The organism is Muriicola sp. SD30, from assembly GCF_041205185.1.
Taxonomy (GTDB): Bacteria; Bacteroidota; Bacteroidia; order Flavobacteriales; family Flavobacteriaceae; genus Muriicola.
The window spans coordinates 621,782-644,453 of record NZ_JBGEWB010000001.1 but is presented as its reverse complement, the minus strand read 5'-3'; the positions used below and the strand labels follow the sequence as shown (position 1 = coordinate 644,453).

The following is a 22,672-nucleotide window of genomic DNA, read 5'->3' as shown; positions in this document are numbered from 1 at the left end:
GTGGAGAAGGGAAGTCCTCTTAATATAGACCTGCCCCAGAGTGATATTGTCTACTTCCGAAATTTCCTCTCTGGAGACCAGGCTTGTGAACTTATGGAGAGCCTACGTGCTTCTGTAGCCTGGCAGCAGGATGACATCCGGGTTTTTGGAAAAACCTATCCTCAACCCAGGTTAACTGCACTTTACGGCAATAACGGTCGGTCTTATTCTTACTCCAACATCACCATGTACCCTTTGGCGTTTACACAGGAACTAAAGGAATTAAAAGCACAGATTGAACAACTAATCCCCCCTACTCAGTTCACCAGCTGCCTGCTCAATCTATACCGTAACGGGAAAGACAGTAATGGCTGGCATGCCGATAACGAACCCTCCCTGGGAAGAAACCCTGTGATTGCTTCTGTCTCGCTTGGAGAAGAACGCGTGTTTCACTTAAAACACAAGGAAAATCCTGAATGGAAGCATAAAATGATACTCGAAAACGGCAGCCTCCTTATTATGAAAGGAAGCACTCAACATCACTGGCTTCATCAGCTTCCAAAAACCAGCAGGAATATCGGAGAACGTATCAACCTCACCTTCAGGGTAATAAAATAAGCTCAGAATTTCCCCTTATCTTTGCCGTGCTATGAAAAAAGAATTTACAGAAAGAGAGCTAGACCGGATAATAGAAATGGCCTGGGAAGACCGCACGCCATTTGAAGCGATAGAATTTCAATTCGGGATATCCGAACAGGACACCATTGAGATCATGAGACGGGAAATGAAGCCGAGTAGTTTCAGGATGTGGAGGAAAAGGGTTCAGGGACGATCCACGAAACATGCCAAGCTCCGCTCAGATGATACTAAAAGATTTAAGAGTAGTCGTCAGCGTAACATTTCCGGAAATAAAATAGCAAAACGCTAATCAAAGAGTTCGTTTAAGACAGCTGCAAGTCTTACTCCTCCTTTTAACAGTTGTTCTTCCACGGTAGCCCAATACAAATAGTTATACCTGTAGCCCAGTCTATCGCCTGTTTCAACGGTAGCATATATAGCATTGGCCAGCAAATGTGATTCCTCTACCCAGGTAAATACATCACCTTCCTGCATCGTTTTTCGCTGTTTTTTTGAAATATCCGGCAGGTTGTCTGCAAGTTCGGTATAACTCATACCAAAATTGTCGATCAAATCCGAGTCCCACACCCGATGCAGATTACTCTCTTGTCCAAACCACTCGACTTTAATATCATTCCCTCCCCGGTTTTCAGCCCATCCAGCATGTAGGGGTTGGTGAAGATCCCCTACGAAATGGACCAGCATCTTAAGGAAAAATGTCCTTTCGTCTTTTGGGGTTAGTTTATTCTTTAGCTTTTCAATACAGGTCTGTATAGCCATGACTATATCTCCTTCCCCACTTACAGCATCATCGCCATAGGATTTTCCAGCGGCATAATTTACATAGTGCCAGGGATAGTATTTTCGGTACAAGGTGTCTGATTTGATATCGTCCGCATAATTGGACACTGCCGCCAGAGAATGACCATTAAGAATCATTTGGACCTGCTTCCTCGCTTTCCTGCTAAGGTGTTTTTCGGCTACCTCCCCCACTACTCTGTGACCTGTCTTTCCCCATACAGGAGGGTTAGCGTATGAAAAATGTGCGAATACAATTAAGACAAGTAATAATTTCTTCATGTATACATTTTTTGTAAAAATAGAGAATGGGAATTAAAGGCAGTGTTAAATCTTACTTTCTGTAACTTCAAAATAAAAGACTTGCTCAGAATTTAAAAAATCTCCTTAATCTTTTTACAATGAACCTGCGATAACCCACCAGATATTGTACATTTAATTTTGGGATTTCTTTAACGCTTAAAACTGTTAAATTTGCCAGAATGTTAAACACTACCGGCATAAAATATAGGATGGTCTTGATGGCCTCCTTTTTGTTGTTAGCTATACTGACGACTCATGCTCAGAATGATTTCAGCAGCAAACAACGGGAATTCAAAGTAAAATATATTCAGGATTTTATCAAACTAGATGGTATCCTCGATGAACCGATATGGGAGGAAGCCGAAAGCGCTAATGATTTTTGGGAGTACTTTCCTGTAGATTCCATCCTGGCCAGAGAGCAAACCGATATAAAAATGCTCTACGATGATAAAAATCTTTACATCGGGATTAAGGTCTACACCAAAGGTAAAGAATATGCCATAGAGTCCCTGAAACGCGATTTCAGGGCCGGAAACAGCGATAATATCACTTTACTATTTGACACCTTCAATGACGGAAACAATGCCTTCCTGTTTGGAACAAACCCTTATGGGGTTAGGCGCGAAGGGCTCGTTTCAGGAGGCGGACTCGATCTCCGGGGTTTCAGTATTTCCTGGGATGTAAAATGGAGAGGAGAATCCAAAATCTACGAGAACTATTATACTTCTGAACTCATCATTCCCCTTACCTCCTTTAAGTTTAAGGAAGGGGAAACCAAATGGCGATTTAACAGTTATCGCTTTGATACCCAATCCAACGAGACAAGTACCTGGATGCAAATTCCCCAGAATCAGAATATATACGGACTTACCTTTATGGGAAATATGGTTTTTGAAAAACCACTTGGAAAGTCGAGAACACCCCTTGCCCTTATTCCCTACTTTACCACCAATGCCTTCAGAGACTATGAAAATGATGAAAACGGTTCTCTGGTGAAAGTAGGCGGGGATGCCAAAGTATCTATTGGAAATAGTATGAATCTGGACATCACTGTAAATCCTGATTTCTCACAGGTTGAAGTTGATGACCAGGTCACCAATTTAACCCGTTTTGAAGTTTCCTTACCCGAAAAAAGACAGTTCTTTATTGACAACAGTGATCTATTTTCTTCCTTTGGCGGCGGCCGGGACGCCAATCCATTTTTTTCACGTAGGATCGGAATTGCAGAAGATACCGCCGGAAATACCATAGAAAACAAAATTATTGCCGGAGCACGACTGAGTGGAAAACTGACCAAGGATCTCAGGCTGGGGTTTTTCTCTATTCAGACCGAAGAAGATGTAGTCAACGAGATCCCGTCTAACAACAATACAATGCTGGCGCTACAGCAGAAAGTCTTTTCAAGATCCAACATCGGCTTCTTTTTTATCAACAGGGAATCTTTAAAGGATTATGATTTCGTAGCCGAAGAAGACCAGTATAACCGGGTATTAGGGTTTGATTACAATCTCATTTCTGAAGACAATATTTGGAGTGGTAAATTTTATGCTCATAAATCATTTGCCCCTGAAGAAGGTGACAAAGATTATTCCTCAGGCGCCAATATCGGGTTTAACTCTCGCAAATTTAAATTTTTTACCGACTGGGTTTATGTGGGGGATGATTTCCGGTCTGATCTGGGTTTTGTTAGGCGTAATGACATTGTTAAAGGTGCCGCAAGTATAGAACGGGTCTACTGGCCCAGCGACAGTTTTATCAATAGCCATAGTTTTGAATTTTTCCCCATTGTGATCTGGAGTCCCGAAAATGATTTTCAGAATACCGATTACAATCTAATGAGCCGATGGAACGCCCGTTTTCAGGATCAGTCTCAGGTACAATTGGAACTTTCAAATCAGTACACCTATCTTTTTGACGATTTTGACCCCACAAATACGGATGGGGGAATCCCTATTCCGGGAAATCTCGGTTATCATTACAACAGTCTGAAGTTTGAATATCGTTCAGACCGTAGAAAGATCTTTTCCTATTCAATTGAACCTACAATAGGACGTTTTTACAATGGAAACCAGTTCAGTGTTCAGGGAAGAATGTCCCTGAGATTTCAACCCAAAGCCCTTTTATCTATACTGGTCAATTATGACCAGATCAGCCTTCCAGATCCCTATCCTTCGGCCAATATCTGGCTCATCAGTCCGAAAATTGACGTTACCTTCAGTAAATCCATTTTCTGGTCTACACTTATTCAGTACAGCAATCAGCGTGATAATCTGGGGATCAATTCGAGATTACAATGGCGCTTTGCCCCCTTATCCGACCTGTTTTTGGTATATAATGACAATTACTTCGTCAACGAATTTGCTCCCAAGCTCAGATCCATCAACCTTAAAATCACCTACTGGCTCAATATCTGATGGATTAGACAATCACCCGTATAATTATTTCTATATTTAGCCGAGAAATCTGACTTTTATGGATCACCTACCTCTAACAGATGATACGGTTATCCTGGGCCTGCTCTGCCTTTGCCTGGGATTTGTTTTTTATACCTCATCTTTCAAATCCGGTTTTTGGAGTAAATTTTATAAAGTAGTGCCTACTCTGCTGATGTGCTATATGCTGCCGGCAGTTTTAACGAGTTTCGGACTGATTTCGGAAGAGTCGTCCAACCTGTATTATATCGCAAGTCGTTACCTGCTTCCGGCTGCTCTTATCCTAATGACTCTCAGTATAGATCTCAAGGCCATAATGAATCTGGGTTCTAAAGCATTGATCATGTTTTTTACCGGCACAATTGGAATTGTGATAGGCGGGCCGATTGCTATTCTTATCGTCTCCATTTTCTCCCCAGAAACTGTAGGCGGAGCTGGATTTGATGCCGTATGGCGGGGGCTGGCAACGATTGCGGGAAGCTGGATTGGCGGTGGTGCCAACCAGGCTGCCATGCTGGAAGTCTTTCAGTACAACCCGGCTAATTTCGGTGGAATGATCCTTATCGATATCGTGGTAGCAAATATCTGGATGGCTATTATACTGCTGGGAGTAGGTAAAACAGAACGCATAGACCGATGGTTAAAAGCCGATACGAGCTCTATAGATAATCTTCGGGCCAAGGTGACGGCATATACCGCTAAAATTGCAAGAATTCCAACATTAAAAGACTACATAATTCTCACTAGTCTGGCCTTTACGGGTGTGGGAATTGCCCATTTTCTGGGGTTTCATTTTACAGATTTTCTTCAATCAAATTTTGAGATTATCCGCAATAAGGAAAAAGCCCTGTCATCACTGGGATCCGAGTTTCTTTGGATGGTTGTATTCGCTACCACCGTGGGTATTCTGTTGTCTTTTACCAAGGCTAAACTTTACGAAGGAGCCGGCGCCAGTAAAATAGGTGGCCTGTTTATATATATTCTGGTGGCTACCATTGGAATGAAAATGGACCTTGGTAAAGTACTTGAGAACCCTGGTCTAATACTAATTGGTCTTATTTGGATCTCCATACATGCCGGCTTGCTGATCCTGGTTGCAAAACTCATTAAAGCGCCATTTTTTTTCCTGGCCGTTGGGAGTCAGGCTAATGTTGGGGGAGCCGCTTCTGCCCCGGTAGTTGCAGCAGAATTTCATCCTTCCCTTACCTCTGTAGGCATTCTTCTGGCCGTACTTGGATATGTAGTAGGTACCGCCGGTGCTTATATTTGCGGCCTATTGATGGAAGTTGCTTCCAAAGTTTAGAATTCCATAAAGATTGCGGATATTAGCACCAAAATAACAAGGCATGAAATACCTCTACTTTTTCCTGATTACCGGACTTCTAATAATCTCCTGCGATAGTCATGATGAGAATAAGATGGAAGTTTCTGGTACGGTAAAAGGGCTTAAGAAAGGTACTCTCTACCTGCAAAAAGTGGAAGATTCCGTGTTGGCAACCCTTGATTCCCTGGAAATGAGAGGGAATGGTGACTTTACTTTTGAAACTACACTGGAGAGTCCGGAGATTTATTATCTCTACCTAAAAAAAGCCGATAACAACGATATCAATGACAGAATCACTTTTTTTGGGGAACCAGGAAAAATCACAATTAATACCATTTGGAACGCTTTTGATTCCAAAGCGGTCATAGAAGGATCTGAAACCCAGAAGAAATTAGAGAAATACCAGGAAGTTATGAGTCGGTTTAACGCTGAAAGCCTGGGACAGATGCAGGCTGCCAGTGATTCCACTCTTTTTAATGATCCTGTGGCCCTGGATTCACTTCAAAAGGCTAATGAGAGGAATTTAAGGCGAAGTTATCTGTACGCTCTTAATTATGCCATGAGCAATTCGAATTCTCACATTGCTCCTTTTATTGCGCTAACTGAAGTTGCAGATGCCAATGTAAAGTATTTGGATTCATTGTATATCTCCCTTAGTCCGGAAGTGGCTCAGGGCAAATACGGTAAGGCATTAAAATCTCATCTGGAAAGCAGGAAAGCAGAATAAGTTTCCCTTATCCCAGTTTGTTTAGTTTCTTGACAAGATCGGTTGCTTCCTTTTCCAGTTCCTGACGTACCGCTTTCAGATGCGTTTTCCTATTCTCCACATCTTTCTGGTTTACTTTGGCGATCAGGTCATCAAACGTAGCTATTGCCTTGTCGATGATCTCGCTCCCTTCTTTGGAACCCGTAGTATTGTTCGATTCCTCCAGAATGTAAACTGCTTCTATGATATCTCCAAGGACGTAGTTGATGTCTTTCTTTAAATCGCGAATATTTGCCATTTGAAATTATTTTATGCAAAAATAACCTTTAGAGCGCGTCCTTCAACAAAAAAGCTCCTTTTCTTTTAAAGGGTCACCTCCAGAAGTTTACACCCTGAGGTCTCAATTTGGATGGTTTCAGAGTTCGCAGGTAGAAGAATTGTCTCCCCTTTTCGGATAGAAGCTGATCCTGCCTCATTAGAAATCTCTGCTTTCCCTTCAACACACATATATATAGTAAAGGAATCCCTGCTGCCTGCCTCCTGTTTCATATCAGCTGTAAGCTGAAGGAAATTGGTTTTGAAGTAAGGACAGGAAACCATGGGATTTACCTTATCGATAGTTCTGTCGTAACTCACCTTAAAATCGTCCTTTTGCTCAAAATCTATGGCATCCAGGGCGAGATCAGTATGTAATTCCCTCAGATTTCCCTCTTTATCCCGGCGGTCGAAGTCGTACACCCTGTAAGTAATATCAGAAGTTTGCTGAATTTCAGCCAGAAGCACCCCGGCTCCGATAGCATGGATCTTCCCCGTATTGATAAAAAAAGTATCGCCTGCTGTAACCTTTTCATAATTCATATACTCCAGGAGGTTCTTGTTCTCAAGACTTTCAACGTATTTTTCCCTGGTCATGGGCTGATTAAAGCCAACGATCAAATTGGCATCCTTATCGGCGTCCATAACATACCACATCTCGGTCTTGCCAAATGAATTGTGTCTTGATTTGGCCAGTTCATCGTGTGGGTGTAGTTGGATAGACAGATCCTGTTTTGCATCTATAAACTTTATCAGAATAGGGAATTCCTTTCCAAAACGGTCAATAACTGAATTCCCCAATAAGTCGGGACCCCAGCGCTCAATCAGGGCATTGAGGGAGCTTCCTTTGTATTCTCCATTAGCCACTTCAGAGACATCGCCCTGTACTCCGGAAAGTTCCCAGCTTTCACCTGTAATATCACTTATACTGGGTTTGTTGAGCTGCTCTGCGAGTTTAGTTCCACCCCATAATCTTTCTTTTAAGATGGGTTGAAATTTTAGAGGATATACCTTTGTCATGAGATCGATTTTAATGCCTTTAACGCCTTCTTCATATGTCCGGAGGCACCTATATTATTGAAGGACATTATCACACGTCCTTCTTTGTCAACAACGTAGGTTTCCCTACCTGGCAGCAGATTGAACATTGCCTTTTCTACCTTAAAGAGTCGGCGAACTTTGTTCTTAGTATCTGCGAGAAGTATAAAAGGCAGTTTATACGTTGAGGCAAATTTACGATGTGAAGATTCAGAATCGGCACTGATCCCGATCACTTCCGCTCCTCTGTCGGTGAATTCCTCATAACTGTCTCTGAATGAACAGGCTTCTTTAGTACATCCGGGGGTGTAATCCTTGGGATAGAAAAATATCACCAGAGGTTTCTTTCCTACATAGTCGTTACTGCTAAAGGTCTTTCCATGCTGATCTTTCAGGGAAAACTCAGGGATAATATCACCAACTTCAAGGCCCATTTACTCGCCTGTATAGGTTACAAAATTCCTCGGGGTTTCGTAAAGAACTACTTCAAGAGTATCTGAAGCTTTGATATGCGGCCTGAGTTTGTTCCATATGACAACAGCTATATTCTCTGCCGTGGGATTGAGTTCTTTAAACTCGGGTACCTCCAGATTGAGGTTTTTGTGGTCGAAGGCATCTTCTACTTTGGCCTTGATCAGGTCTTTAAGGATCTTTACATCAATCACAAATCCCGTTACAGGATCGATCTCCCCAGTTACACTCACGATGAGTTCGTAGTTGTGACCATGAAAATTAGGGTTGTTGCACTTCCCAAAAACTTCATTATTTCTGTCATCACTCCACTGGGGTCTGTATAATCTGTGAGCGGCATTAAAATGTGCTCTCCGACTTACTTTTACTTTCATTTCTGAAGGGTATTTTTAATAAGATGATCATAGAATCTCTCAAAGATAATTTTAAACCATGCGGTGTAGGATTCCGGGGAGGTTTGTATGTCGTTGCGGATATCATCGGGTTTCATCCATTTCCAGGCTTCAACTTCTTGAGGATTGATCTCCGGATCCTCTTCGTAGTAACCCACCATAACGTGGTCGAGCTCGTGTTCGGTAAGTCCGTTGTCGAATGGGGCCTTATAGATAAAACTAAATAGTTCTTTGAGTTCGGTCTGGAAGCCCATTTCTTCCTGAAGTCGTCTTTTGCCTGCCTGCAGATTGGTTTCGCCCAATCGCTGGTGACTACAGCAGGTATTGGTCCAGAGTAAAGGAGAGTGATACTTTTTTGCTGCTCTTTGCTGTAGCATGGTCTCCCCTTTTGAATTCATCACAAAAACAGAAAACGCCCTGTGCAGGACGGCTTTTTCATGGGCTTCCATCTTAGGCATGGTCCCAATTTCTTCATCTTTCTGGTTAACCAGGATAACTCTTTCTTCTTCCACTGCGTAAAAATAACACCTTTCCCCTGGTTAATTGGTTAAGTGTATCTTAAATCTTATACCAGGTCTGAGACCAAAATGCGTTAGAAGAATCGGGGAGATTTCAAATTATCTTTTACTTTGATAAAGTCGTACCTGAGGATCACTTCAAAGGAACCGTCATTGAATCGGGCTGTTCCCAATTCTGTTATCTCCCTGTCATATGCAAGGCCAATGAGGAATTCCGGGGACAATTGAAAACCGGCCATGGCACTTACGGCGGCATCCCATCGATATGCTGCTCCCATAATGAATTTATCATTGTACATGAAATTTACAGAACCGTCTACTTGCAGTGGGGCACCTTGTACAACCTTGGCCAGGATTGTTGGTTTAAATTTCCAGAGCGGATTCATTTGGAAAACATAGCCTGTAATAAGGTAAAAATTTATCTGTTCTGCAGCAGTAGAAAGGGAAGATTCGTCAAAATGAGAGGTTTCCAGAAAGCGTGGAGCCGATAATCCCAGATAGTATTTATCTGTATGGTAGTAGACCCCGGCCCCTATATTGGGAGATAGTTTGTTCTGGATATCCTGCTGCAGGGTGGGATCTGGTCCGCCCGGATTGGTATAATCCTGATTCAATTCGGAAAATCGGATATCGAGCAAATGCACACTCCCTTTAAGTCCGAAGCTCAGCCTTTTTTCTGCGGCAAGTTGTATGGTATATGAGAAGTCAAGATCAAAGTAGGTTTCCGAAGTGGGGCCAATCTGGTCATTGACAATTGACAATCCCATACCTACGCCACGATAACCAACAGGAGTATGAAAATTAAAGGTTTGTGTTTTGGGAGCACCTTCGAGTCCTACCCATTGTGCCCGATATAGTGCTGCAACACTCAATTGACCTCTGGAACCAGCATATCCTGGGTTAACACTAACGGTATTGTACATGTACTGGGTGTATTGCGCATCCTGTTGGGCACTGAGGTTGGTTAGTGAACAAAGCAGAAAAAGGAATACCCCCTTGTACAAGGTCCTAATGAATTTGGTGTAGGTAAGTGAAGGTCTCATGGTTTATCGGTTAAGGTAAATGTAGCCGGTCAATGATTTCATTGCCCCGGTATTGTCCTCAAAATCGAGGATGTAGAAATAGGTTCCCACAGGGAGTTTATTCTCCTTGTCGATGGTTACCCTGCCTTCGGAGGTGCCGTCAAAGACGTTCCCCTGAGTGTCATATGCTTTGGTTACGTAGACCTGAACTCCCCATCTGTTGTATATTCTGATTGTGTTATTAGGATAATCTTCCAGTCCTCTGATCGCCAGTACATCATGAATGCCATCACCGTTAGGGGTGACTACATTAAAGACTTCTATATCGGCTTCAATAGCGTTAGGTTCCAGATAATCCGGTGTACCATTGTTATTTTCGTCATCATTGGCATAATTGCCATCTCCATTATAATCTTCGTCAACAGTGGGTATACTGTCATTGTCATCATCAGTATCCCTGTAATCAGATTCATCATCACCATCATTATTAGGCAGATCGCGGAATGGAATATCTATTTCATCGTTTACATCTGTATCGATAGAAGAGCTACCTTCATACCCATCATCAAGTCCGTCGTTATCCTTATCTGAACCAATAAAAGTAACATCCGGAATTCCGTCGTGGTCGTGGTCATGTCCTTCAATATTATCAGGTACGCCATCATCATCACTATCATCATCCACATAATCCGGTAGGCCGTCACCGTCAGTATCGATCGGAATTAATCCAAGACCACCCCCATTTTCATAGGCATCATCAAGGCCATTGTCGTTATCGTCCTGTCCGCTTGGAGGAATGTATCCATCTGTGGTTTGTGCTTCCACATTATCCGGAATTCCATCGTCATCACTATCGATATCCAGATAGTCCGGGATACCGTCTCCGTCAGTGTCTGTCGGATTTGTAAAAGGATCATTATCTCCGTCGAGATTGAGATCTTCAAAGGCATCTACAATTCCATCATCATCAGAATCGAGATCCACGTCAGGTTCGTTGATATAAACATATATAGTAGCCGAATCACAGTTCCCCGACATATCACAAACGGTGTAGATAAAATCATCAGCTCCCAGAAAGCCGGGATTCGGAACATAGGTAAATATGTCATCCGTTGGGTCATTCGGAGTACCATTATCATCCCTGGTAAGGGTACCATTGGATGGATTGGTTGATGAGATCGTTCCGGTAGCAGGAAGGTCATTGTCATTCATGGTCCAGATGTCGATATCCACTGGTGTATCAAGAATGGTTGCCACTGCGTCGTCCTCAGTATCAATATATGGTGTAACGTCTATAGTTACAGTTGCCGTACTACAGTCCCCAAAGGAATTACAAACCGTATAGGTAAACGAATCCGGACCGTTGTAGTCTATAAACGGCGTGTATTGTACAATGTCATCAGATGGATCGTTAGGAGTGCCATTATCATCTATTACCAGAGTACCATTGGTTGGATCGGTAGTTGTAAGTGTTCCGGTAGAGGGTAAACCACTGTCGTTGTCGTAGATTGGGATCAGGGTTGAAGTATCCTCCACAAGTGAAATAAAATCGTCAACCAAAGTAGCTGCCTGTTGCAGACAAACTACGGTAAATGATGGTAAATCCATCGAATTTCCCACTTTGGTCAGGGTTGCTGTATACCTTGTAACTGTGGGAGTCGAAGTCACAACCGGCCTGAGCTGGTCCCCGCTGACCGCAGGAGTCCAGCTAATAGTAGCACTCCCTGAAACATTGGCTGATATGTCGAGAGTAACCTGATTATCAGGGGTTTCACAATCAGTTAAAATAAAATATCCGGTAGCATTAGACCCGCATAAAGTCCCGTCGTAGGTAGCGTAATAAATTCCGGGGATTGAGGTTTCATAGAAAAAATCTGTGGATAAGACAGTAGACGGGTCTGAAGCCTCATACCATCGAAAATTAGTTTCATCCCCGCTATTTGGCGCCTGCAATAAAAACTGGGCGTTAGATGCGAGAATCCCCAGCAATATAAAAATACTGCTGAGGATGAATACTCTATTTTTGGTTATGGTCTTCAACACCCTTTTGTAATGGTTATGTTATTTTACTACGAATACGACATTAATTAGTGAATTGTAGTCTGTGGGCTGACCTATGATATCGTAACTAAGGACACCATTGGCGTCAATAGACATAGTAGCTGTGTTGAATACTGTTGGATCTGCATAAGTAACGTAATAATACAATTCAGTAGCTCCGTATGTCGGTACTGCTGCAGGAGCTCCTGCACTGGCCACAGTTGGGGTGCCAAATTGCGCAGTATACTGAGCATAAAGGTCGATTGAGAAGCTGCCATTTGTAGACGCATCTACTGCAATAGAAGGAGGATAAAAGATCCTCGCAGCTTTTGAGGTAATAGGTGCAATTGCATTGATTACCTCCTGTACATTGGTTTCATTTGTAGGAGAACCTACGCCACCTTCATCCACGTCAATCGGAGTTCTCAAAGGAACTTCATCGTCATACTGATCATCTGTGCTTGCTGCAGCCACCTCATCGATAGCAGCTTGAACGTCTACAGCGGTAAGTCCGGAGGTTGTATTGTCATAGGTTACCTCAGCAGCAGTCTGATCATCTGTTCCTGAATTATCCAGAGCCGAAAGGTCAACAGTTGTTGATGCTCCATTCTCAATATCGATCTGAAGGATGTTTGCTCCACTGAGAGTGGCACCCGTTAAGTTCTGATCATCTGTACCTACAAGGGCAGAGAGATCAACTGTTTCGTTGGTTCCATTCTCAATTCCAATGGTCAGGATGTTTCCTGCAAGACCGGATCCACTGATATTCTGATCATCCGTACTTCCCGCAGCCAGTTCAGCAAGGGCACCTTCTACTTCAGTTGAAGTAAAGTTTCCACCTGCATCGGTGATGTTTACTTCACTGGCAATCTGATCATCTGTACCTACAAGGGCAGAGAGATCGACAGTTTCATTTGTACCGTTTTCAATACCAATGGTCAGGATGTTCCCTGCAAGGCCAGATCCACTGATGTTCTGATCATCAGTACTTCCTGCGGCCAGTTCAGCCAGGGCTCCTTCTACTTCAGTTGAAGTAAAGTTTCCGCCTGCATCGGTAATGTTTACTTCACTGGCAATCTGATCATCTGTACCTACAAGGGCAGAGAGATCAACTGTTTCGTTGGTTCCATTCTCAATTCCAATGGTCAGGATGTTTCCTGCAAGACCGGATCCACTGATATTCTGATCGTCCGTACTTCCAGCGGCAAGTTCAGCCAGGGCTCCTTCCACTTCCGTAGAAGTAAAGTTTCCTCCTGCATCGGTGATATTTACTTCATTCGCAATCTGATCGTCAGTACCTACAAGGGCAGACAAGTCTACTGTTTCATTAGTTCCATTTTCAATACCTATGGTCAGGATGTTACCTGCAAGGCCAGATCCACTGATATTCTGATCGTCTGTGCTGCCTGCGGCGAGTTCAGCAAGGGCACCTTCCACTTCTGTAGAAGTAAAGTTTCCACCTGCATCGGTGATATTTACTTCATTCGCAATCTGATCGTCAGTACCTACAAGGGCAGAGAGATCCACTGTTTCATTGGTTCCGTTCTCAATTCCGATGGTCAGGATGTTTCCTGCTAGGCCAGATCCAGAGATATTCTGATCGTCTGTACCACTATCATCAAGATGTGATAAGTCTACTGTCTGACTTGTACCGTCTTCGATACCTACCGTAAGGATGTTGGTAACTGCATCAACACCTAAACTTTCTATGTTCTGATCATCCGTACCTACTAAGGCAGAAAGATCAACCGTTTCGTTGGTTCCGTTTTCAATTCCGATAGTCAGGATGTTTCCTGCAAGGCCGGATCCACTGATGTTCTGATCGTCCGTGCTTCCAGCAGCCAGTTCAGCAAGGGCGCCTTCCACTTCTGTGGAAACGAAATTTCCTCCTGCATCGGTAATATTTACTTCATTAGCAATCTGATCGTCTGTTCCAACAAGGGCAGAGAGATCCACTGTTTCGTTGGTTCCGTTTTCAATTCCAATGGTCAGGATGTTGCCTGCAAGGCCAGATCCGGAGATATTTTGATCATCTGTTCCCACAAGGGATGAAAGATCTACAACTTCAGAGGTACCGTTTTCGATACCGATAGTCAAGTTAGTACCAGCCAGTCCAGATCCGGAGATATTTTGATCATCTGTACTTCCAGCGGCCAGTTCAGCCAGGGCTCCTTCCACTTCCGTGGACGTAAAGTTTCCACCTGCATCGGTGATATTTACTTCATTGGCGATCTGATCGTCTGTTCCTACAAGGGCAGATAGATCAACTGTTTCATTGGTCCCATTCTCAATTCCGATTGTAAGGATGTTCCCAGCAAGGCCAGATCCACTGATATTCTGATCGTCTGTGCTGCCTGCGGCTACTTCATCCAGGGCTGCCTGCACGTCTACTGCGGTAAGTCCGGAGGTTGTATTGTCATAGGTTACCTCAGCAGCGGTCTGATCATCTGTTCCTGAATTATCCAGGGATGAAAGGTCAACAGTTGTTGATGTTCCATTCTCAATATCGATCTGAAGGATATTTGCTCCACTAAGGGATGCTCCTGTTAAGTTCTGATCATCCGTACCTACAAGGGCAGATAAGTCTACTGTTTCATTGGTTCCGTTTTCAATACCGATTGTAAGGATGTTTCCAGCAAGGCCGGATCCACTGATATTCTGATCATCCGTACTTCCAGCAGCCAGTTCAGCAAGGGCTCCTTCTACTTCCGTAGAAGTAAAGTTTCCACCTGCATCGGTGATGTTCACCTCGCTCGCGATCTGATCGTCAGTACCTACAAGGGCAGACAAGTCAACTGTTTCATTGGTTCCGTTCTCAATACCAATAGTCAGGATGTTTCCTGCAAGACCTGATCCGGAGATATTCTGATCATCTGTACTTCCAGCGGCCAGTTCAGCCAGGGCACCTTCCACTTCCGTAGAGGTAAAGTTTCCTCCTGCATCAGTGATGTTTACTTCATTGGCGATCTGATCGTCAGTACCTACAAGGGCAGATAGATCAACTGTTTCGTTGGTTCCGTTTTCAATTCCGATTGTAAGGATGTTCCCAGCAAGGCCAGATCCACTGATATTCTGATCGTCTGTGCTTCCTGCTGCAACTTCATCCAGGGCTGCCTGAACGTCTACTGCGGTAAGTCCGGAGGTTGTATTGTCATAGGTTACCTCAGCAGCGGTCTGATCATCAGTTCCTGAATTATCCAGGGATGAAAGGTCAACAGTAGTTGATGTTCCATTCTCAATATCGATCTGAAGGACGTTTGCTCCACTGAGGGTGGCACCCGTTAAGTTCTGATCATCCGTACTTCCAGCGGCGAGTTCAGCAAGGGCACCTTCCACTTCTGTAGAGGTAAAGTTTCCTCCTGCATCGGTGATATTTACTTCATTAGCAATCTGATCGTCAGTACCTACAAGGGCAGAGAGATCAACTGTTTCATTGGTTCCATTCTCAATTCCGATTGTAAGGATGTTCCCAGCAAGGCCAGATCCGGAGATATTCTGATCATCGGTGCTACCGGCGGCCACCTCATCGATAGCTGCCTGCACATCTACAGCGCTAAGGCCGGAGGTTGTATTGTCATAAGTCACCTCAGCAGCGGTTTGATCATCTGTTCCTGAATTATCCAGAGCCGAAAGGTCAACAGTAGTTGATGTACCATTCTCGATATCGATCTGAAGGACGTTTGCTCCACTGAGAGTAGCACCCGTTAAGTTCTGATCATCTGTACCTACAAGAGCAGATAAGTCTACTGTTTCGTCGGTACCGTTTTCAATACCTATAGTCAGGATGTTTCCTGCAAGGCCAGATCCACTGATATTCTGATCGTCAGTACTACCTGCGGCTACTTCGTCAATTGCTGCCTGAACATCTACTGCGGTAAGTCCGGATGTTGTATTGTCATAAGTCACTTCAGCAGCGGTCTGATCGTCTGTACCTGAATCATCCAGAGATGAAAGGTCAACAGTAGTTGATGTTCCATTCTCGATATCGATCTGAAGGATGTTTGCTCCACTAAGGGAAGCTCCCGTTAAGTTCTGATCGTCTGTACTTCCTGCAGCCAGTTCAGCAAGAGCACCTTCTACTTCCGTAGAGGTAAAGTTTCCACCTGCATCGGTGATGTTTACTTCATTGGCAATCTGATCATCTGTACCTACAAGGGCTGAGAGATCAACTGTTTCGTTAGTTCCGTTTTCAATACCTATGGTCAGGATGTTTCCTGCCAGGCCAGATCCGGAGATATTCTGATCGTCTGTGCTTCCAGCGGCCAGTTCAGCAAGGGCGCCTTCTACTTCTGTAGAGGTAAAGTTACCGCCTGCGTCAGTGATGTTTACTTCATTAGCGATCTGATCATCTGTACCTACAAGGGCAGTGAGATCGACTGTTTCGTTGGTTCCGTTCTCAATACCTATGGTCAGGATGTTACCTGCAAGGCCAGATCCACTAATATTCTGATCGTCTGTTCCCACAAGGGATGAAAGATCTACAACTTCAGAGGTACCGTTTTCGATTCCGATAGTCAAGTTAGTACCAGCCAGTCCAGATCCGGAGATATTTTGATCATCTGTACTTCCAGCAGCCAGTTCAGCAAGGGCACCTTCTACTTCAGTTGAAGTAAAGTTTCCGCTTGCATCGGTTATGTTCACCTCGCTCGCGATCTGATCGTCAGTACCTACAAGGGCAGAGAGATCTACTACTTCAGAAGTACCATTTTCAATTCCGATGGTCAGGTTCGTTCCTGCTAATCCTGATCCACTGATATTCTGATCGTCTGTGCTTCCTGCGGCTACTTCATCCAGGGCTGCCTGCACGTCTGTTGCTGTTAAGCCCGATGTAGTATTGTCATAAGGGTTGCTTCCTGCTGTAGTACTTATGGTTACAGGGCTTCCGTCATTATTATCGAAAGTATAAGTTCCATCAGCATTATCCGTTACATCAGCTTTACTGATGGTTTGTGGCACCCCATTTTCATTGGTATAAGTAAAAGTTCCGTCGGCATTATCAACGATATTGGTAATCGTTTCAGAAATAGTCACAGAGGCTACGTTGAGATACAAAGCTCCATCAGAACCTGCACTAATATCGTTATTGGCATCCGTACTGATTAAACTATCTGAAAATGTACCTCCGGCATCGGTAACTTCCAATGCTCCGGCATTCATTGCTACACCGGTATTGTATTCGTTTGTTGGATCGGCATCAGCATCATCTACATTAAGCGTAAGGGTGTTTCCATCTTCAATGGAAATATTTCCTGGTGTACTATCTGTCGACAGGGTCTGATCGTCAGTACCTACAAGGGTTGAAAGGTCTACCACCTCAGAAGCACCATTTTCGATTCCAATTGTAAGGTTTGTTCCTGCAAGTCCTGATCCAGAGATGTTCTGATCATCAGTACTTCCAGCAGCTACCTCATCGATTGCTGCCTGTACATCAACAGCTGTAAGGCCGGATGTTGTATTGTCATAAGTCACTTCAGCAGCGGTCTGATCATCTGTTCCTGAATTATCCAGAGCCGAAAGGTCAACAGTGGTTGATGTTCCATTTTCAATATCGATCTGAAGGATGTTTGCTCCACTGAGAGTGGCACCCGTTAAGTTCTGATCATCCGTACTTCCTGCAGCCAGTTCAGCAAGGGCGCCTTCCACTTCCGTAGCGGTAAAGTTTCCGCCTGCATCGGTGATATTTACTTCATTGGCAATCTGATCGTCTGTGCCTACAAGGGCAGAGAGATCAACAGTTTCATTCGTTCCATTTTCTATACCTATGGTCAGGATGTTTCCTGCAAGGCCTGATCCGGAGATATTCTGATCATCCGAACTTCCGGCGGCTACCTCATCGATAGCTGCCTGTACATCTACAGCGGTAAGGCCGGAGGTTGTATTGTCATAAGTCACTTCCGCTGCGGTCTGATCATCAGTTCCCACTAAAGAAGATAGATCAACTACCTCTGAAGCTCCGTTTTCAATTCCTATAGTAAGGTTAGTGCCTGCAAGGCCTGATCCGGAGATATTCTGATCGTCTGTACTTCCTGCGGCCAATTCAGCCAGGGCACCTTCTACTTCCGTAGCGGTAAAGTTTCCGCCTGCATCGGTGATGTTTACTTCACTGGCTATCTGATCGTCGGTTCCTACCAATGAGGATAGGTCGACCACTTCAGAAGCGCCATTTTCAATTCCAATGGTCAGGTTAGTTCCTGCCAGACCTGATCCGGAGATATTCTGATCGTCTGTGCTTCCTGCAGCTACTTCATCCAGGGCTGCCTGCACGTCTGTTGCTGTTAAGCCCGACGTTGTGTTGTCATAAGGGTTGCTTCCGGCATTTGTGTTTATGGTAACCGGAGTTCCATCATTATTGTCAAAGGTATAAGTCCCATCAGCGTTATCAGTAACATCAGCTTTGCTGATAGTTTGAGGAGTACCATTTTCATTGGTATAGGTAAACGTACCATCGGCATTATCAACGATATTGGTAATTGTTTCGGATATAGTAACAGAGGCCACATTGAGATATAATGCCCCATCAGTTCCTGAACTGATATCGTTATTAGCATCTGTACTTATCAAACTGGTAGATAATGTTCCACCGGCATCAGTAACTTCCAGAGCGCCGGCATTCATCCCAACCCCTGTATTGTATTCATTGGTGGCATCTGCATCCGCATCGTCCACATTTAGGGTTAATGTATTGCCATCTTCAATAGAGATGTTTCCTGGAGTACTGTCGGTAGAAAGGTTCTGATCGTCAGTCCCAACCAAAGAAGAAAGATCAACCACTTCTGCGGCTCCATTCTCAATTCCAATTGTCAGGTTAGTTCCTGCCAGGCCAGATCCGGAGATATTCTGATCATCCGTACTTCCGGCGGCTACTTCATCGATAGCTGCCTGTACATCAACGGCAGTCAGGCCGGATGTTGTATTGTCATAAGTCACTTCGGCTGCGGTCTGATCATCAGTACCCACAAGAGAAGAGAGATCTACTACTTCAGAGGCTCCGTTCTCAATTCCAATAGTAAGATTGGTTCCTGCTAATCCTGAGCCAGAAATATTCTGATCATCTGTACTACCTGCAGCCAGTTCAGCAAGGGCTCCTTCTACTTCCGTAGCGGTAAAGTTTCCTCCTGCATCGGTGATATTTACTTCATTGGCAATCTGATCGTCGGTTCCTACCAAAGAGGAAAGGTCGACCACTTCAGAAGCGCCATTTTCAATCGCGATGGTCAGGTTAGTTCCTGCCAGGCCTGATCCGGAGATATTCTGATCATCCGTACTTCCGGCGGCTACTTCATCGATAGCTGCCTGTACATCAACGGCAGTCAGGCCGGATGTTGTATTGTCATAATTCACTTCGGCTGCGGTCTGGTCATCTGTTCCAACAAGGGAAGAGAGATCCACTATTTCAGAGGCGCCATTTTCGATACCTATAGTCAGGTTGGTTCCAGCCAGTCCTGAACCGGATATATTCTGGTCGTCCGTACCTACTAAAGAAGACAAGTCCACTATTTCTGATGCACCGTTTTCAATACCGATGGTCAGGTTGGTTCCTGCTAATCCAGATCCAGAGATGTTCTGATCGTCTGTGCTCCCGGCAGAAACTTCGTCAATAGCTGCCTGTACGTCTGTGGCAGTTAAGCCCGATGTCGTATTGTCGTAAGGGTTACTCCCTGCATTTGTGTTTATGGTTACAGGCGTACCGTCGTTATTGTCAAAGGTGTACGTCCCATCGGCATTATCAGTAACATCAGCTTTGCTTATAATTTGAGGGGTACCATTTTCATTGGTATAGGTAAAGGTACCATCTCCATTGTCCACGATATTTGTAATCGTCTCACCAACGGCAACTGAAGCCACATTTAAGTAGAGGCCACCGTCGGATCCTGCGATGATGTCATTATTGGCATCAGCACTGATCATGTTGATGGTCACTGTGGTTCCTGTTTCGTCTGTATAGGTAAAAGTGGCATTACCATTGTCCACCAGGGTGGAAATACTTGTATCGCTAATCGTTGTAATATTCCCGGCTGCATCGGTAAAGGTGTAGGTACCGTCTGCATTATCAACAAGGGCTACAGTTCCCGCCAATGCATTGATCTCGTCAATTGCTGCCTGAACATCGGTAGCTACAAGTCCGGATACCGTATTATCATACGGGTTACTGCTCGCATTGGTGTTGATTAGCTGAGTAGCGCCTGTCTCATCTGTATAGGTATAGGTGCCATCAAAGTTATCTACCATCGTGGATATCGAAGTATCACTAATAGTAGTTACATTTCCTCCGGCATCGGTAAAAGTATAAGTACCATCCGCATTATCTACTAAAGCCACAGTACCAGCTGCTGCATTGATCTCGTCAATAGCTGCCTGCACATCAGTAGCAACTAATCCTGATGTAGTATTATCGTATGGGTTGCTGCTCGCATTGGTGTTGATTACCTGAGTAGCTCCTGTCTCATCTGTATAGGTATAGGTGCCATCAAGGTTATCTACCATCGTGGATATCGAAGTATCACTAATAGTAGTTACATTTCCTCCGGCATCGGTAAAAGTATAAGTACCATCCGCATTATCTACTAAAGCCACAGTACCAGCTGCTGCATTGATCTCGTCAATAGCTGCCTGCACATCAGTAGCAACTAATCCTGATGTAGTATTATCGTATGGGTTGCTGCTTGCAGTGGTGTTGATTACCTGAGTAGCACCTGTCTCATCTGTATAGGTATACGTACCATCAAGGTTGTCTACCATCGTAGAGATGGAAGTATCACTGATAGTGGTTACATTTCCTCCTGCATCAGTAAAGGTGTAAGTACCGTCTGCATTATCTACTAGAGCTACCGTCCCTGCTGCTGCATTGATCTCATCAATGGCTGCCTGAACATCGGTAGCCACAAGTCCGGATACTGTATTATCATATGGGTTGCTGCTCGCATTGGTGTCAATCAGCTGAGTAGCGCCTGTTTCGTCTGTATAGGTATAGGTGCCATCAAGGTTATCTACCATGGTGGAGATGGAAGTATCACTGATAGTAGTTACATTACCTCCCGCATCGGTAAACGTATAGGTCCCATCGGCATTGTCTACCAGGGCCACTGTCCCTGCTGCTGCATTGATCTCATCAATTGCTGCCTGAACATCTGTGGCAATTAATCCAGATGTAGTATTATCGTATGGGTTGGAAACTGCCCTTGAATCAATAGTAACCGGAGTTCCGTCATTATTGTTAAAGACGTAGGTACCATCAAAATTATCTATGATATCCGACTTGCTAACGATTTGTGCAACGCCATCCTCATTTGTATATGTAATCGTACCATCAAAATTGTCGACAAGAGTTGTCAGTGTTTCTGTAAATATGGTTACTGCCCCTGTTTCATCGGTATATGTAAAGCTCCCATCCCCATTATCTGTGAGGGTAGAGATGCTGGTATCGGTAATTGTAGTTACATTTCCGGCAGCGTCTGTAAAATCGTATGTCCCGTCTCCATTGTCAACCAAGGCCACTGTCCCTGCTGCTGCATTGATCTCATCAATAGCCGCCTGAACATCGGTAGCCACAAGTCCGGATACTGTATTATCGTAAGGGTTGCTACTTGCAGTGGTGTTGATTACCTGAGTAGCGCCTGTCTCATCTGTATAAGTATAGGTGCCATCGAGGTTATCTACCATAGTAGAGATGGAAGTATCACTGATAGTAGTTACATTTCCTCCGGCATCGGTAAAAGTATAGGTGCCATCGGCGTTATCTACCAGGGCCACAGTCCCTGCTGCTGCATTGATCTCGTCAATTGCTGCCTGAACATCGGTAGCTACAAGTCCGGATACTGTATTATCATATGGGTTGCTGCTCGCATTGGTGTCAATCAGCTGAATAGCGCCTGTCTCATCTGTATAGGTATACGTACCATCAAGGTTGTCTACCATCGTAGAGATGGAAGTATCACTGATTGTAGTTACATTTCCTCCGGCATCGGTAAAGGTATACGTACCGTCTGCGTTATCTACTAAAGCCACAGTCCCTGCTGCTGCATTGATCTCATCAATAGCCGCCTGAACATCGGTAGCCACAAGTCCGGATACTGTATTATCATATGGGTTGCTGCTCGCATTGGTGTCAATCAGCTGAGTAGCGCCTGTTTCGTCTGTATAGGTATAGGTGCCATCAAGGTTATCTACCATGGTGGAGATGGAAGTATCACTGATAGTAGTTACATTACCTCCCGCATCGGTAAACGTATAGGTCCCATCGGCATTGTCTACCAGGGCCACTGTCCCTGCTGCTGCATTGATCTCATCAATTGCTGCCTGAACATCTGTGGCAATTAATCCAGATGTAGTATTATCGTATGGGTTGGAAACTGCCCTTGAATCAATAGTAACCGGAGTTCCGTCATTATTGTTAAAGACGTAGGTACCATCAAAATTATCTATGATATCCGACTTGCTAACGATTTGTGCAACGCCATCCTCATTTGTATATGTAATCGTACCATCAAAATTGTCGACAAGAGTTGTCAGTGTTTCTGTAAATATGGTTACTGCCCCTGTTTCATCGGTATATGTAAAGCTCCCATCCCCATTATCTGTGAGGGTAGAGATGCTGGTATCGGTAATTGTAGTTACATTTCCGGCAGCGTCTGTAAAATCGTATGTCCCGTCTCCATTGTCAACCAAGGCCACTGTCCCTGCTGCTGCATTGATCTCATCAATAGCCGCCTGAACATC

At 44.2% G+C, this 22,672-nt stretch carries 14 protein-coding genes; 5 read left to right on the top strand and 9 right to left on the bottom strand.

The window, feature by feature from the left end:
• On the top strand, positions 1–597 hold the full coding sequence (locus AB8P51_RS02840) for an alpha-ketoglutarate-dependent dioxygenase AlkB (RefSeq protein ID WP_369747249.1): 597 nt from the start codon (positions 1–3) through the stop codon (positions 595–597).
• 31 nt (positions 598–628) lie between these two features.
• Positions 629–907, top strand: a complete 279-nt coding sequence (locus tag AB8P51_RS02835) for a TIGR03643 family protein (protein ID WP_369747248.1) — start codon at positions 629–631, stop codon at positions 905–907.
• Here the strand turns inward: AB8P51_RS02835 and AB8P51_RS02830 are convergent.
• Complete coding sequence (locus tag AB8P51_RS02830; RefSeq protein WP_369747247.1) at positions 904–1,677, bottom strand: S1/P1 nuclease; 774 nt, start codon at positions 1,675–1,677, stop codon at positions 904–906. The genes AB8P51_RS02835 and AB8P51_RS02830 overlap by 4 nt on opposite strands.
• Positions 1,678–1,877: 200 nt before the next feature.
• On the opposite strand from AB8P51_RS02830, the gene AB8P51_RS02825 reads away from it, so the two are divergent.
• From AB8P51_RS02825 to AB8P51_RS02815, 3 genes are read left to right on the top strand one after another with little or no spacing between them, the layout of a single operon-like run.
• Positions 1,878–4,112, top strand: a complete 2,235-nt coding sequence (locus AB8P51_RS02825) for a DUF5916 domain-containing protein (RefSeq protein ID WP_369747246.1) — start codon at positions 1,878–1,880, stop codon at positions 4,110–4,112.
• Positions 4,113–4,170: 58 nt separating this feature from the next.
• The gene (locus AB8P51_RS02820) at positions 4,171–5,433 is read left to right on the top strand and encodes a DUF819 domain-containing protein (RefSeq protein ID WP_369747245.1); all 1,263 of its coding nucleotides are present in this window, start codon (positions 4,171–4,173) and stop codon (positions 5,431–5,433) included.
• A 43-nt stretch (positions 5,434–5,476) separates the two neighbouring features.
• The gene (locus AB8P51_RS02815; RefSeq protein ID WP_369747244.1) at positions 5,477–6,181 is read left to right on the top strand and encodes a DUF4369 domain-containing protein; all 705 of its coding nucleotides are present in this window, start codon (positions 5,477–5,479) and stop codon (positions 6,179–6,181) included.
• 7 nt (positions 6,182–6,188) lie between these two features.
• Here the strand turns inward: AB8P51_RS02815 and AB8P51_RS02810 are convergent, their stop codons facing one another.
• From AB8P51_RS02810 to AB8P51_RS02775, 8 genes are all read right to left on the bottom strand, one after another.
• Positions 6,189–6,458: a hypothetical protein gene (locus tag AB8P51_RS02810; protein ID WP_369747243.1), complete on the bottom strand. Its 270-nt coding sequence runs from the start codon at positions 6,456–6,458 to the stop codon at positions 6,189–6,191.
• A gap of 65 nt (positions 6,459–6,523) precedes the next feature.
• On the bottom strand, positions 6,524–7,495 hold the full coding sequence (locus tag AB8P51_RS02805; protein WP_369747242.1) for a type I phosphomannose isomerase catalytic subunit: 972 nt from the start codon (positions 7,493–7,495) through the stop codon (positions 6,524–6,526).
• Complete coding sequence (locus AB8P51_RS02800; RefSeq protein ID WP_369747241.1) at positions 7,492–7,947, bottom strand: peroxiredoxin; 456 nt, start codon at positions 7,945–7,947, stop codon at positions 7,492–7,494. Before AB8P51_RS02800 ends, AB8P51_RS02805 begins: the two co-directional genes overlap by 4 nt.
• Positions 7,948–8,358 (bottom strand): 6-pyruvoyl tetrahydropterin synthase family protein, encoded by a 411-nt coding sequence (locus AB8P51_RS02795; RefSeq protein ID WP_369747240.1) that lies wholly within the window; start codon positions 8,356–8,358, stop codon positions 7,948–7,950. It abuts the gene before it with no gap.
• The gene (gene idi / locus AB8P51_RS02790; RefSeq protein WP_369747239.1) at positions 8,355–8,888 is read right to left on the bottom strand and encodes an isopentenyl-diphosphate Delta-isomerase; all 534 of its coding nucleotides are present in this window, start codon (positions 8,886–8,888) and stop codon (positions 8,355–8,357) included. Before idi ends, AB8P51_RS02795 begins: the two co-directional genes overlap by 4 nt.
• 80 nt (positions 8,889–8,968) lie before the next feature.
• Positions 8,969–9,937, bottom strand: coding sequence for a type IX secretion system membrane protein PorP/SprF (locus AB8P51_RS02785; RefSeq protein ID WP_369747238.1), 969 nt, complete (start codon positions 9,935–9,937; stop codon positions 8,969–8,971).
• A gap of 3 nt (positions 9,938–9,940) precedes the next feature.
• The gene (locus AB8P51_RS02780) at positions 9,941–11,956 is read right to left on the bottom strand and encodes a gliding motility-associated C-terminal domain-containing protein (protein ID WP_369747688.1); all 2,016 of its coding nucleotides are present in this window, start codon (positions 11,954–11,956) and stop codon (positions 9,941–9,943) included.
• Between the two features lie 21 nt (positions 11,957–11,977).
• Positions 11,978–22,627, bottom strand: coding sequence for a hypothetical protein (locus AB8P51_RS02775; protein WP_369747237.1), 10,650 nt, complete (start codon positions 22,625–22,627; stop codon positions 11,978–11,980).
• Positions 22,628–22,672: the final 45 nt, after the last annotated feature.

What these genes read in the sequence shown, in the direction of transcription:
- AB8P51_RS02835 (WP_369747248.1), top strand. Translation starts at nt 629, where the DNA reads ATGAAAAAAGAATTTACAGAAAGAGAGCTAGACCGGATAATAGAAATG.
- AB8P51_RS02795 (WP_369747240.1), bottom strand. Translation starts at nt 8,358, where the DNA reads ATGAAAGTAAAAGTAAGTCGGAGAGCACATTTTAATGCCGCTCACAGA.
- AB8P51_RS02810 (WP_369747243.1), bottom strand. Translation starts at nt 6,458, where the DNA reads ATGGCAAATATTCGCGATTTAAAGAAAGACATCAACTACGTCCTTGGA.
- AB8P51_RS02830 (WP_369747247.1), bottom strand. Translation starts at nt 1,677, where the DNA reads ATGAAGAAATTATTACTTGTCTTAATTGTATTCGCACATTTTTCATAC.
- AB8P51_RS02785 (WP_369747238.1), bottom strand. Translation starts at nt 9,937, where the DNA reads ATGAGACCTTCACTTACCTACACCAAATTCATTAGGACCTTGTACAAG.
- AB8P51_RS02800 (WP_369747241.1), bottom strand. Translation starts at nt 7,947, where the DNA reads ATGGGCCTTGAAGTTGGTGATATTATCCCTGAGTTTTCCCTGAAAGAT.
- AB8P51_RS02815 (WP_369747244.1), top strand. Translation starts at nt 5,477, where the DNA reads ATGAAATACCTCTACTTTTTCCTGATTACCGGACTTCTAATAATCTCC.
- AB8P51_RS02825 (WP_369747246.1), top strand. Translation starts at nt 1,878, where the DNA reads ATGTTAAACACTACCGGCATAAAATATAGGATGGTCTTGATGGCCTCC.
- AB8P51_RS02805 (WP_369747242.1), bottom strand. Translation starts at nt 7,495, where the DNA reads ATGACAAAGGTATATCCTCTAAAATTTCAACCCATCTTAAAAGAAAGA.
- AB8P51_RS02820 (WP_369747245.1), top strand. Translation starts at nt 4,171, where the DNA reads ATGGATCACCTACCTCTAACAGATGATACGGTTATCCTGGGCCTGCTC.